The sequence below is a fragment of the Clostridium sp. FP1 genome (assembly GCF_011065975.2).
In the GTDB taxonomy this organism is placed as follows: domain Bacteria; phylum Bacillota; class Clostridia; order Clostridiales; family Clostridiaceae; genus Clostridium_AD; species Clostridium_AD tagluense.
Genome location: NZ_JAAMNJ020000001.1, coordinates 1571710 through 1585294, shown reverse-complemented (window position 1 = coordinate 1585294; position 13585 = coordinate 1571710). Strand labels below are relative to the sequence as shown.

The window sequence follows — 13585 nt, the reverse complement described above, 5'->3', positions numbered from 1 at the left end:
GTTAGTCTGCAATTTTACTCCACTTGCGTTATAAGTTTCTTCATAATATCTCTTAATTTAACTTCGTAAAGATCTTCCGGCGCTATAACTATAATTAATTTTATAGCATTATCTGATTTATCCCATTTATAAGATTTAATATCCATAATCGCACCCTCTGGAACATATTCTTCAATATCCATTGCAATTTCTTCTGCCAGAGACAGGTATTCCTCAAATAACTCATCTTCTATTAATTCATTTAAATCACATTCTTCTTCCATTAAATCATTTAAGGTATTTATATCTACACTTAAATTAAAAGCTAATGTATCCTCTCTTTTTGTACCTTTACTCATGTCTTTAAGCACTTTAAATTCTGTGTTCTTTTCAATTATATTTTTTATATCCTCACTATCTACTATCTTATTATTAAATTCTACGTACATTTTTTATTCCTCCTTTAGATCCTGGTGTCACCCAGGTGCAAGTGACATCTTATTATATTATACTATGTTATTTCTAGAAATCAATTTACTTATAGTCTAAGGTGCTTCATTAAAATCTAAAAAGCTCCAGCAATTCTTCCTTTGTAAGCTTCCCTAGAACATCGCTACTAGTAAGTTCCCCTGTAATTACACTGTCGATTAAATCCTTTTTATTTTCTTGAAGTAGAATGATTTTTTCTTCTATGGTTCCCTTAGCTACTAATTTGATTACTTCTACCACATTTCTTTGGCCAATCCTATGGGCTCTATCAGTTGCTTGATCCTCTACTGCTGGATTCCACCAAGGGTCAAAATGAATAACTAAATTTGCGGTGGCTAAGTTTAAACCTGTTCCTCCTGCTTTTAATGAGATTAAAAATACTAATGTATCACTACTGTTATTAAATTCATCTACCAATTTAATTCTATCCTTGGGTTTTGTTTTTCCATCTAAATAAAGGTATGGAATTCCTTTTCTCTTTAAATTCTCTCCTATATTTTTAAGTGCAGAGGTAAATTGAGAAAATAGTAGCACCTTCCCCTGTGAATCTATATGTTTTTCAATAAGTTCTGTTGCCACTTTTAGTTTCCCACTTCCACCTTTGTATTCATCTATTACAAGTGATGGGTCTAAGCAAATTTGTCTTAGCCTAGTTAAATAAGAAAAAACCTCTATCCTGCCATCACTGTTGTTTTTCATTTTTTCCCTGACTGCTTTAATATAAGATTTATATACAGCCCTTTGAGCTGTTGTCATCTCAACTATAAATTTCTTTTCTATTTTATCTGGCAATTCTTTCATTACTTCACCCTTTGTTCTTCTTAAGAGAAAAGGCTTAATTAACAATTTAAGTTCTTCTAAATCCCCTTGTCTTCCTATGACAAATTTCGATTCAAAAATTTCTTTGGAATATAAATAATCGGGCATTATAAAATCAAATATAGACCAAAGTTCAGTTAAATTATTTTCCATAGGAGTACCTGTTAAAGCAAACCTAACCTTGGCTTTAACTTCTTTAATGATTCTTGTGTTTTGGGCTAGATGGTTTTTTATATTTTGAGCTTCATCTATAATACAAGCATCAAAAATAATATCTTCATATTGCTCTATGTCCATTCTTAATGTTCCATAGGTTGTCAATATTACATCATAATCTAGTAAATTATGAATTAATTCATGTCTTTGACTTTTGTCTCCATGTACAATGCCAACCTTTAAACTAGGCGCAAATTTTTCTAGTTCTGCCTTCCAATTATAAACAAGAGATGTGGGACTAATTATAATAGATTTCTTATTTTCCTCCGATAAAAGGAAAGCTATGGTTTGAATAGTTTTACCAAGGCCCATTTCATCCGCGAGTATCCCTCCAAAACCTAAGCTGCTCAAGCTTTTAAGCCATTTAAAACCATTAATTTGGTATTCTCTAAGTGTAGCTTTTAAATCCTCTGGTACCCTTATATTCAAGTTATTTATATTTGATAAGGTATTTTCTATATTCTTTAACAGCTCACTACCTTTAATAAATTGAAGGTTCTTGTTTTTTATTTTTTCATTTAAATATAATGCCTTATTTTTTTCTATTTGTATTAAAGCATCTTTTATGTTTTCTTTTTTATTTAATACTATTACTAAATCAAGAAAATCCTTAACTCCTGCATCTTCAAAGTCTAAAAAATTATTATTCACAGTTTTGTAAAATCTATTCTTTTGCTTAAAAGATGCAATCACACTATTTAATTCCCTATTTTCAATGTCATTAATAGCATAAGAAAAATCATAGCAGTCTTCCATCTCCTTAATTTCGGCTTTAATAAATCTTGAATCCAATATTCTTCTTTGTTTAAGCCCTTTTCCAAAGGTAACATTTCCTAGGCAATGTAGATTGTTTTCGTTTTTACTTAAGATATCAAATAATTCTTCATCTCCACCTATAAAAAGTAACTTCTCATTTCTTTTTATAAATCTATATTTCTCTAGTTCCATAAGAATTTTGCCTTCTTTTTTAAAGTCACGCAAAATTTTATCCACAGTATTATTTCCCTTTAATATGTTGATTTTCTCATTACCATAAATCACACTTATATCGCAATAAATACTACCCTCCATTTCATATATGTGAAATTCAGGTTTTATAAAATTTGCTGCAAAGGTTTTTACCTCTTCATTAATATTAATATCACTTGAAATACTACCTAAGAAGGAAGTAAGTTTGTTATAATTTTCTATATCCTTTCGGTATATAATTTCACCATTTCTTTTTAATTTATCGCATAGAATCATATACTTTGCAATTTGATTTCTTGATGGTAGATAAAGCTTCCAATTAAATAAATATACATTATTCTTATGATTTAAAGAAATTGGAAACTGCTTATGGGTTGTTAAAACAAAATATTCCTTTCTTATCTTTAATGTAAATGTTAATGGTAAATCACTATTTAAGATTGGAGCTTCAAACTCAAAGCTATCATAATTAAACTTGATTTTTTTATCACTAACCCCTTCTAAAAAAGTTCTTAAGTCTTCAGGGTCAAGCACTGTTTTCTCCTTGCCTATTGCATGTTGCACTTCATAATAAGTAGGACCTTTTGAAACCCTGCGAACTAACTTTATAGTGTTATGAGTTCTATTATTACTAATAGTACCTTGCTTATTGTAATTGTTTTCTTTGTGCTTTTCATTTATTTCTACTTTTGTGGTTATTCCATTATTTTGATTTTTATCAGAATTGTTTTTTGTAGCTCTTCTAAAAAAGCTATAGGCTGTAGCCGTTAAATGGCTACACATAAATAAATAGCCCGTAGTAGAACTTTCTTTGAAATCTTCACAAGAACATTTTACTCCATCTAATTTTTTCTTTAATATGTCTATTGCTATATGGGTGTTTAATTCGCTTGTCTTAGTACTGTTTCTCACACATCCATAAATATGATATATATTGTTAATTTTTTTTCCTTTGATTCTAGTAACGAGTCCACTATTAAAAACCTTCTCGCCCTCACTTCTCATTAAAATAGAAGATGATTTAAATACTATATTCTCTAATTCTATTAACTTCAAAAAATCACCTCCACGTTAATGTTTGGTATCCATAAAAAAACTACTGCAATACTTCTTTGATAAAAATATTGAAAATTTATGTACTGAACTTTTACAAATCATAATAATTATAACACTTTTAAGAAAAGTTGAGATACAGAAAGTGATATAACAAAGATAAAACTTCAGTAGGAGTGTAAATCTCCCAATGAAGTTTTATCTTTGTTATGTAGAATGGCACTTTTTTATTTTACAACAACCGAAACTCCATCTGGTATTACTGTTATTTTTGCATTTTTTCCTTTTATCTCAAAAGCCATTTGGAGTGCTTTTTCAAATGTAGCTGCATGCTTCATATGCATTTTCACTATCATTTCAGGGTCGCACATATCTGTAACAAGAATCACAGTATGCGTGTCAAGTATACGTGCAAGGATTTGAAATTCCCATTGATCTGGCACCGTATCATTTCTTCCTACTTTAAGCACCCTATCAAGGACTACCCCTGGGCTACTTGCATTTGATATATTGTCATAGAAGGACTGTCCACCATGTCCATCATTACAAGCAGACACCATGATTATAACTCCACCCTCTCTGCAAGTTGCTTCACCTGCTGTCATACCTTTTACAGATTGATATATATTCTGATCAAGAGGATATCCTCCATTAGTCGATACAACAATATCTGCTTTAACCGCTTTCACAGATGCAAGTTCCATTACAAATTTACATCCATCAATGTGGGCAAGCTCACTATCTCCCGCAAATGCATTTATAACCTTCTTATTACTATCAATAACAACATTTAATATGAAGGCCAGTTTTGCTTGCTTTGCAGCATAAATCATATCCCTATGAATTGGATTATTTACAATAACTCCGGACCGTGCATATTCACTTGCTATAAATTCAGAGCAATGATTTGCCATAACTGTCTTTGCTGATGCAACTCCGGGAAGAACACTCTTACGTCCTCCAGAAAATCCTGCAAAGAAGTGTGGCTCTATAAAGCCTTCTGAAATTAAAAGTTCCGCCTCCATTGCTATTTTATTAAGCCATAGTTCGCCACCAGAAGGAAGAGTTCCTACATGTACAACGCTGTTATAATCCTCTGATACATGATTTATTATAACCTCATTATCTACAATTTCAGCTCCAAACTTATCGATCATTTCCTCCCTTGTGGTAGGTCTATGAAAGCCAGTAGCAATTAATATTGTTATTTTAATTTTAGGGTTTGCGCTTCTGATTCTAGAAAGGAGTATTGGCAATGTTACTTTACTTGGTACAGGTCTTGTGTGATCACTAGTTATTAATACTAAATTTTTCACAGATTTAACCAAGTCTTCTAATTTTGAACTTCCAATAGGATTATCAAGTGCCTTATTCACAATTTCCTGCTGAGTTTGTTCAACTTTGTATGCATGAGCTTTTGATTCTAATATTGCTACCAAATTATTGTCTGGTATTTCAATTTCTAAAAACTGTTTTGAATATGGTATTTTAATTTTAGTCATTTGTATTCCCCTTACATTGTAAAAAAAATTTGCTCTAAAGTACGTAATTAATCCTAAGTAGAGGTATCACTACCAGTCTTTTTTATTGACAAACTTTTCCTGGATTTAATATGTTTTTAGGATCAAATGCCAATTTTATATTTTTCATAAGATTTACATATACAGGTCCAAGTTGTTCTAGCATATATTCTTTCTTAGCAAAGCCAATTCCATGTTCTCCAGATACTAGGCCCTCTAATTCTCTTGATTTTTTATACATCGCTTCAAATACTTTAGTAATCTTATTTTCCCATTCACTATCTGAGAGCTCATCCTTTAATACATACACATGTAAGTTACCATCACCTGCATGTCCAAAGCTTCTTATTCTTACATTAAATTGCTTTTGAAGTTCATTAGTATACTTAATAAACTCAGCAACCTTATTTCTTGGAACAACAACATCACATTCATCCATATCAGTTGTTGTTGCTTTAACAGCTTCAAGAAATGCTCCCCTTGCAGACCAAACAGCTTCTTTTCTTTCATCTGTATCCGTTATAAATACATCAAGAGCACCTTCCTCAAGACAAATATTAGCTACCTTTTCATAAGCTTTTTCTATCTCTTCTATACTATTACCATCGAAAGTTAATAAAAGGTATGCATCTGAGGAATTATCGGGGAATTTTTTCCCGAGGAACTCTTCAGCAGCTATAATAACTTCTCTTTGCATAAATTCTATAGCAGTTGGCGCAGATTTTGATTTAACTATTTTTGGAACTGTACCTATTGCCATATCCAAATTTGGGAAAGGTACTAAAAGTGATACCGCTTTTTTAGGTAGTGGTATAAGCTTTAGTATAGCTTTTGTAACTATTCCTAGTGTTCCTTCAGACCCACAAATTAAGTCTTTTATACTATAGCCAGTAGAATTTTTAACTACTTTCCCTCCCACATTAAGTATTTCTCCGCTTGGGAGAACTACTTCAAGTCCTCTTATATAGTCTCTAGTAACCCCATACTTAACAGCTCTCATTCCACCTGCGTTTGTACTTATGTTACCAGCAATAGTAGCAGATTTTTCACCTGGATCTGGTGGATAAAATAAATCAAACTCTTCAACATATTTACTTATCTCCATTAAAAGTACGCCAGGTTCAAGCGTTAATGTTAAGTTTTCCTCATCAATTTCAAGTATTTTATTCATTCGGGACATATTTATCATAACCCCACCGAAAATTGGAACTGATGCTCCAACAAGTCCTGTTCCTGAGCCTCTTGCTACAACAGGAATCATGTTTTTATATGCATATTTCATAATCTTTGATACTTCATCTGTAGTCAGAACTTCAACTAATACCTCTGGCATTTTGCTTATTCCACCCATTTCATCGTGGCTGAAATCATCATTTATTGCGTCACCTATAAACACTCTATCTTTATCTAATATTGAAACTAAAAACTCTATATCCTTAGCATCAAGTTTTTTATAATCCATAAAAGTTACCTCCTCGGTTCATATGATAGTGTTAACACTAACTTACTTATTATCTTTAAATCCAGTATAAATTATTACCTATGCAGCTATAATATTAACGCACGCAATACTCGGCTCCTGAGTTTTTAATATTTTGGATCAATTGAGGAACTATTTCATATATGTCTCCAACTATGCCATAATGAGCTACATTGAATATAGAAGCATTTGCATCCTTATTTATTGCAAATATACGTTCTGAGCTATTCATCCCAGCTGTAAACTGAACCGCTCCAGAAATTCCAAGAGCTATTATTAACTTTGGTTTAACTGTTCTACCAGAAAGACCAATTTGCTTTTTAGCATCAATAAAGCCAGCTTCAATTGTAGGTCTTGTCCCAGCTATTTGAGCATGTAGAAGATCTGCCAATTCTTTAATCATAACCATATCCTTTTCAGACTTTAAAGCTCTACCAACTGCAACAATTACCTCTGCATCTGAAATATTTTCTTCGGCTTCCTTTTTTGTAACTTTTAGCACTTCAATATTAGAAGCAAGTTTTGCTTTATCTATTTCACATATTGTAATTTTACCTTTTGCATCACATTGTTTTTTAGGGGCATCCATAACCTTATACCTTACTGTTGACATCTGAGGCCTAGTATTCGGGCATAAAATTTGAGCCATAATATTACCGCCAAAAGCAGGCCTTATCTGCACAAGGTCTGTATTTTCTTTCATTTTAAGCATTGTACAGTCAGCTGTAAGTCCTGTTCTAAACCTTGCAGCTACTCTAGGGGCAAGAGATCTACCAATAGTTGTAGCTCCAACTAGCAATGATGATGGCTTTACCTTATTTACAAAATCTTCAAAGGCAGCAGTATAAGGTTCTATCCTAAAATCCTTAAGTTCTTCGTAGTCGTATACAAAAACCTCATCAACACCATAATAAAGTAATTCTTTAGCCCTTTCTTTTATGTTATGACCAATAAATACACAATATACTGGAAAATTTACAACGCAAGCAAGCTCTCTAGCTTTTCCAATAAGTTCCATTGTTACAGGATGTATATCACCTTCTACATGGTCCACATATACTCCTATACCCCTCCATAAACTCTTGTCAACTTGAGCGACCTCTGTTTCAATAAATTCCATTACTCCAGTAGGACCCTTTTTAACGCAAACCTTACACATTTTACACCCTGCATTAATTTCAATTTTTCCGTCAACGTATTCAATCGCACCAAAAGGGCAAACCTTTATTAATTCTTGAACATTTGATTCATTTAGTTTCTCTCCGTTACAAATTAACTTACTCATGAAAATTCCACCCTTCTTTATACAAATTTTAACTCTTTAAGTTTTGCAGCTATTTTAAGGCTAAGCTCTTCAGCACTGCCTGTCCATGTTTCTCTATCATTATTTACAGATGGTGGAAATATTCTTTCAACCTGAGTTGGTGACCCATTAAGTCCATATTTCTTTTCATCTTTATCTTCAAAGTCATTTAGTGTTATCATTTTTATTTCTCTATCTTTTGTAGCTATTTTTTTCTTGTAAGATGGAAGTCTTGGTTGAAATATATCTTTATCTACAGTTAAAAGGCAAGGAAACTTAATTTCAGCTACTTCAATAGTATTTGCCATATCCATTTCTACAACAACTGATTTTTCTTTTAATTCTATTATCTTTAAAACGTTTGCAATATGTGAAATACCTAAGTATTCAGCCATTTCTGGTCCTACTTGAGCAGTATCTCCGTCTGTAGTCTGCTTTCCACATAATATAATATCAAATTTTCCCATTTGTCTTACGCCTTGCGAAATTGTATAAGCTGTAGCAAGAACATCTGCTCCTGCAAACTTTCTATCAGATATTAATGTGCCCTCATCTGCGCCCATCATGTATGCCTCTCGAATTACATCCTTTGCTTGTGGTGGTCCCATAGTTATAACTTTAATTATTCCACCCTTTTGTTCCTTAATTTTAAGTGCTGTTTCTAATGCATATAAATCAAAGGGATTCATTTTTGAATCTACCCCATCCCTTTTTAAAACACCTGTAACTGGATCTACTTCAACTTTTGAAGTTCCTGGAACTTGTTTGATACAAACTAAAATTTCCATATATTTTCCTCCAATCATTCTTATAGAAAATTCAAAATCTCATTTTTGGTAGTATGGTCTGACCACCTTTAAATTATAATAACACACTATTTAAAATATTTCTATAATCGTTAAATAGTTAACAGTAAGATTTATTTTATGCAAAAAAGATAAAAAAATAAGAGTAATATTTGATATTACTCTTATTTTTGGTTTTGCATAAAACCATATATTTCAAAATTAGTTTTCTTTTTTCATATACTTATTTGCAAAGTCTAAATGTTCTCGCATTGCTTTTCGAGCACCTGCTGAACTATGTTTTTCCATAGATAAATATATCTCATTATGTTGATTAAAAAGTATATCCTTATTTTCCTTATGAGCTAATATTAATTTTCTTGCATCCACAATAAAGTGATCTACAAGGGTTGAAACTGTTTTAAGAATATTAAATATTAAAACATTTCCTGAGCATTCTGCAATCTTATAATGAAATTGTTTGTCAATTTCAGCATTAATATTTTCATCCCCACAGTTCATGAATTTTTCAGTAATCTCCTTTAGCTGACTTAGTTGTTCACAGGTTATCCTTTTGGAAGCCAGACCTGCAGCCTCCACCTCCATGATTTTCCTAAGTTCCCAGATTGCTTCTGGATCGCTTCCCTCTAACATAAACATAATTGATAGTGGTTCAAATAAATTATCTTGAAAACTTGTTTTTATGTAATTACCTTCTCCTTGTCTACACTCGATAAGTCCAATGACTTCTAATGCTCTAAGTGCCTCACGAATGGAAGCCCTACTTACCATTAATTGCTGCACTAAATTTCTCTCTGAAGGAAGTTTGTCTCCCTTTTTAAGGATACCTTTATCGATCATATCTTTTATTTGAGCTATTACCTGTTCGTAAACTTTTGTATTCTTTATAGGACTAAACATGTTGTGCCTCCCTTATAATATTCAAAACCCATACATTATATACACTATAACATAATATTTACAGTTTAATAGCTTGTTAAATAAAAGACAAATATCTGGTGCCACCCGTAGCAAATGGCATATTTAAATAAATAAAATAATAATTGATTAATAAATTTATATACTGCTTCGTAAATTGTACCATACTTTTTTAGTACATCATAAAATTTCTACTTAAAATGCCTTAATTACTGAGTTTTTATAAATATATTTAATTTAGCTGAAAAAAAAATAATAATTCCCATGCACTTACAACTGTGCTATACTACTATTACGATAAATAATCATACATATAATGGTATAGACATACATAAATCCCCTATCTCATGCATCTTTTCAGATTACTCTTAAGCATCAAATATAAAAAAAAGCTGCACTTTTAGACTTACCACATAGATAATTATACCCAAATTTATAATAGGAGATGATTGTTATAGTTAAATTTATAAAATATAAACGAGGAAATATTGTAATTAATTTTATACTGGTGACAATAATTTCAGCCTTAACTATTTTTATGTGCTTCATAAAAGAAGATAGTACGGTAGTTGTAGATGGTAAACAACTTGAACCAGTAACTTACCAAAAAACTTTTAGCAGCACTTTAGCTGGCAATGCTATTACGCCTGTAGATCTTAAAGTCTTTGTAGATAATAGGGAACTTAATATAAAATCTACTGAAAAAAATATTGCCCAAATGCTAAAAGCACAAAGGATAGCTTTTAGTGCTACGGATAAGATTTCGCCATCATTAGAAACCCAGATATCAAGCGATATGAAAATTATAATAACAAGGTTTAAAACGGTAACAGAAACCAAAAAAAAGCCTATTGATTTTAAAACAGTTATTAAAGCTGATAATAATACACTAACATCTCAAAGCAAGGTTTCACAAGTAGGAAAACCAGGCGAAAAAAGTGTTACTTCAAATGTAACTTATGAGAACGGGAAAGAAATTGCTAGAGAACTTATTAAAGAAACGGTAATTAAAGCACCACAGAGTAAAATTATAGTTCAAGGCACTTTAAAAGCCATAACCTTCTCAAGAGGAAGCTCTTCAACAAACGCCGGAAAAATTATTAATGTAAAGGCCACTGCTTATTCCGCAGCTGATGGAATAAACAGTGCTTATACCTCTTCTGGAAAAAAAGCTGTTCGAAATCCAAACGGTTATAGCACCATAGCTGTAGACCCTAGAATCATTCCCATGGGAACAAAGCTATATGTTGAAGGTTACGGCTATGCTGTAGCAGCTGATACAGGTTCTGGGATAAAAGGAAATTTTATAGATGTATTTTTCAATACAAATACAGAAGTTTCTAATTGGGGTGTTAAATACATAAAAGTACAATTACTAAATTAGTTTATAGAGCACAATAAGAACCGCCACATAGAATATCTCTGTGGCAGTTCTTTGCATTTAAACCATAAAAGTTTATCAGTTAGCTACTTGGTAATTGGATGATTTTTCAAATACAGTAGATAATCCTCATTCCATTGTTCATAGCTTTTATCATTTCTGTGTCCCGTTAAATCATACTTTGTCTTCAATAATTCACCTAAATAATTTGTAACTTTATTAGATCCCCAAATATTTAAATGACCATTATTAAACATATCAGACTTAAAATCAAATCCAATTTCTTTATACTTATTGTTATAATTAATGAACTCAATATTATTTTCTTTACATATCTGTTCTACCTTATTAAACATTTCCCCTGGATTTTGAGTCCAATTTTTCATGCCCGTTGTACTTGTTTCATCGTATGGCATATTAGTAAATATAAGCTTAAATCCCTGCTCTTTAGATAAATTAATCATTTTGTATAAATACTCTTCTGATTTGGGTGGAAGTTGTCCTACCCCCTTGGTCGAAACATTAGCTTTATTTTCTTTACCATACTTTTCATCTCCAGCACTAAAGCCTTTTTCATAATAATTATCTAAATTTTTAAATTGAATATCCAATTTAGATACTTCTTTCCATCTGCTGTGATACCTTATAAATGGAATAAAATAATTTGGTCTTTCATCTTTAGGCGTAGTGGCTAAAATTGCTTCAGTTTTATTTTTAGACAATTTTATGTTATCAAGCACATAACTAATGTACCCTTCTTCTCCATATTCCTCAGTTAAGCCTAAATAATATAAATCTACTACAACAATAGGTTCCTCCTGTTTTTTTAATATTTCTTTTAATAGATAATATGTAACATCGATAGGTTCCCCAGCTGTTGCATAATTAAAACTAGTTATTCCATAATCTTTCCATAGTAAATTCGGACTAATAGCTGAGTGCATATGACTAGATCCTAATAATACTACATCATATTTATCCCCTGTATTCGCATATAACCCTTGATACAAATTATTACGATAGCCTGTCTTTAATATGAATAACCAATTTAAACCTAAGAGAATAAACATTAGTATAATAGTAAAAACACTTATTTTTAAAATTCTTTTTTTACTCACTGGAGCGCCTCCTATAGTTACAACCATAATCCTAAAATCTCATTAAAATTGAAAATATATAAATTTTTGAACATCAAATGTTGGACCATACATTCCAAATACCAATATTGATATTATAGTAACTAGATACAAACTCCATTTGAATATTAGATTTTGCTTTGCTAATTCTAATCGTAAGCCTTTACATGACTGAATAGCATTTATAGCTAAAACAATAAATATGCCGATTACTGATATTAAAAAATCTTTTTCATCTAAGCCTAACTCAAATATAGAACCATCAGTAAATACCCAAGGGTTAAAGGTCATCATATTTTTAATTGTTATTTTAGCATAGGTAAATGAGCCTGATCTAAAAAATATCCATGCAAAATCAACAAGTATAAATGTAGTTAACGCCTGAAAAACTTTATATACCAAAACATCAGTTTTAATTTTAAATATACTTATTAATTTTTCTTTTACTGGTTTAAATAAATCTCCTAATACTTGGTATATTCCATGTAATCCTCCCCAAATAACAAAATTTACTGCTGCACCATGCCACAATCCACTGGCTATAAATACAACCATGATATTAAAATAATTTCTTAGTTTACTACATCTGTTTCCTCCTAAAGGAAAATACAAATAGTCCTTAAACCATCCACTTAAAGTAATATGCCAACGTCTCCAAAACTCTTTTATAGATTTCGAAAAGTAAGGATTTTCAAAATTTTTGGAAAGTTTAAAACCCATAACTTCTGCTGAGCCCCTTGCTATATCAGAATAGGATGAAAAATCACAATATATTTGAAAAGCAAAAAAAACAGTAGCAATTATAATTTCAAAGCCTTTATAATTCTTTGGATTATCATATACTGTATTAACTAATAGTGCTAACCTATCTGCAATTAAAACTTTTTGAACAAATCCCCACAGCATTAGTAATAAACCATTTTTAACTCTATCATAATCAAAATAATGTTTTTCATTAAATTGATATAATAAATCCTTGGATTTTTCTATAGGTCCCGCTACTAATTGTGGAAAAAAAGATACAAATAAAGCATATTTCCCTAAATTTTTTACTGGTTTAATATCCCCCCTATAAACATCCATAGTATAGCTTAAAGCTTGGAATGTATAAAAGGAAATACCTGCTGGCAACAAAAAATCAAAGGTTGGTATTGTTAGCAAAATATGAAATTTTAATAGTACCGTATTTAAACTTGAAAGAAAGAAATTTAAATATTTAAATGTGAACAAAATTCCTAAATTACTAGCAAAACTTGCAAAAACAATGATTTTTTTTAGTCTAGTAGCCCTATGTACATTTTTAATTATATTTACTTTTCCTATTAATAATCCACTTATATATGTAATTATAGTTGATATACCCAGTAATATTGCATATTTGGGATTCCAACACATATAGAAATAGTAACTAGTTATTAGTAGCCATACCCATCTAAACTTGTGGGGTATTAAAAAATATAGAATTGTAACTAGTGGAAAAAATATTAAAAACCTAATGGAATTAAATAACAAATAA

The 13585-nt window shown here is 31.0% G+C and carries 10 protein-coding genes; 1 reads left to right on the top strand and 9 read right to left on the bottom strand.

What is annotated here, in order from left to right; genetic code table 11:
- Positions 1-14 precede the first annotated feature (14 nt).
- The 7 genes from G9F70_RS07660 to G9F70_RS07630 all read right to left on the bottom strand — a co-directional run bounded on the left by G9F70_RS07660 (position 15) and on the right by G9F70_RS07630 (position 9534).
- Positions 15-428, bottom strand: coding sequence for a hypothetical protein (locus G9F70_RS07660; RefSeq protein ID WP_164945460.1), 414 nt, complete (start codon positions 426-428; stop codon positions 15-17).
- 109 nt (positions 429-537) lie between these two features.
- Positions 538-3528: a DEAD/DEAH box helicase gene (locus tag G9F70_RS07655; RefSeq protein ID WP_164945459.1), complete on the bottom strand. Its 2991-nt coding sequence runs from the start codon at positions 3526-3528 to the stop codon at positions 538-540.
- Positions 3529-3752: 224 nt separating this feature from the next.
- Complete coding sequence (larA, locus tag G9F70_RS07650; RefSeq protein ID WP_164945458.1) at positions 3753-5027, bottom strand: nickel-dependent lactate racemase; 1275 nt, start codon at positions 5025-5027, stop codon at positions 3753-3755.
- 82 nt (positions 5028-5109) lie between these two features.
- Complete coding sequence (locus G9F70_RS07645; RefSeq protein ID WP_164945457.1) at positions 5110-6507, bottom strand: FAD-binding oxidoreductase; 1398 nt, start codon at positions 6505-6507, stop codon at positions 5110-5112.
- A gap of 94 nt (positions 6508-6601) precedes the next feature.
- On the bottom strand, positions 6602-7810 hold the full coding sequence (locus G9F70_RS07640) for an electron transfer flavoprotein subunit alpha (protein WP_164945456.1): 1209 nt from the start codon (positions 7808-7810) through the stop codon (positions 6602-6604).
- Between the two features lie 17 nt (positions 7811-7827).
- Positions 7828-8616, bottom strand: a complete 789-nt coding sequence (locus tag G9F70_RS07635; protein ID WP_164945455.1) for an electron transfer flavoprotein subunit beta/FixA family protein — start codon at positions 8614-8616, stop codon at positions 7828-7830.
- A gap of 219 nt (positions 8617-8835) precedes the next feature.
- Positions 8836-9534, bottom strand: coding sequence for a FadR/GntR family transcriptional regulator (locus G9F70_RS07630; RefSeq protein WP_164945454.1), 699 nt, complete (start codon positions 9532-9534; stop codon positions 8836-8838).
- Positions 9535-10090: 556 nt separating this feature from the next.
- Between G9F70_RS07630 and G9F70_RS07625 the strand changes: the two genes are divergently transcribed.
- Positions 10091-10936, top strand: coding sequence for a 3D domain-containing protein (locus G9F70_RS07625; RefSeq protein WP_224617465.1), 846 nt, complete (start codon positions 10091-10093; stop codon positions 10934-10936).
- A gap of 83 nt (positions 10937-11019) precedes the next feature.
- Here G9F70_RS07625 and G9F70_RS07620 read toward each other — a convergent pair whose 3' ends face one another.
- Positions 11020-12051: a hypothetical protein gene (locus tag G9F70_RS07620; protein WP_164945452.1), complete on the bottom strand. Its 1032-nt coding sequence runs from the start codon at positions 12049-12051 to the stop codon at positions 11020-11022.
- 42 nt (positions 12052-12093) lie between these two features.
- Complete coding sequence (locus G9F70_RS07615; protein WP_164945451.1) at positions 12094-13581, bottom strand: MBOAT family O-acyltransferase; 1488 nt, start codon at positions 13579-13581, stop codon at positions 12094-12096.
- Positions 13582-13585 lie beyond the last annotated feature (4 nt).

What these genes read in the sequence shown, in the direction of transcription:
- G9F70_RS07645 (WP_164945457.1), bottom strand. Translation starts at nt 6,507, where the DNA reads ATGGATTATAAAAAACTTGATGCTAAGGATATAGAGTTTTTAGTTTCA.
- G9F70_RS07640 (WP_164945456.1), bottom strand. Translation starts at nt 7,810, where the DNA reads ATGAGTAAGTTAATTTGTAACGGAGAGAAACTAAATGAATCAAATGTT.
- G9F70_RS07660 (WP_164945460.1), bottom strand. Translation starts at nt 428, where the DNA reads ATGTACGTAGAATTTAATAATAAGATAGTAGATAGTGAGGATATAAAA.
- larA (WP_164945458.1), bottom strand. Translation starts at nt 5,027, where the DNA reads ATGACTAAAATTAAAATACCATATTCAAAACAGTTTTTAGAAATTGAA.
- G9F70_RS07635 (WP_164945455.1), bottom strand. Translation starts at nt 8,616, where the DNA reads ATGGAAATTTTAGTTTGTATCAAACAAGTTCCAGGAACTTCAAAAGTT.
- G9F70_RS07625 (WP_224617465.1), top strand. Translation starts at nt 10,091, where the DNA reads ATGTGCTTCATAAAAGAAGATAGTACGGTAGTTGTAGATGGTAAACAA.
- G9F70_RS07630 (WP_164945454.1), bottom strand. Translation starts at nt 9,534, where the DNA reads ATGTTTAGTCCTATAAAGAATACAAAAGTTTACGAACAGGTAATAGCT.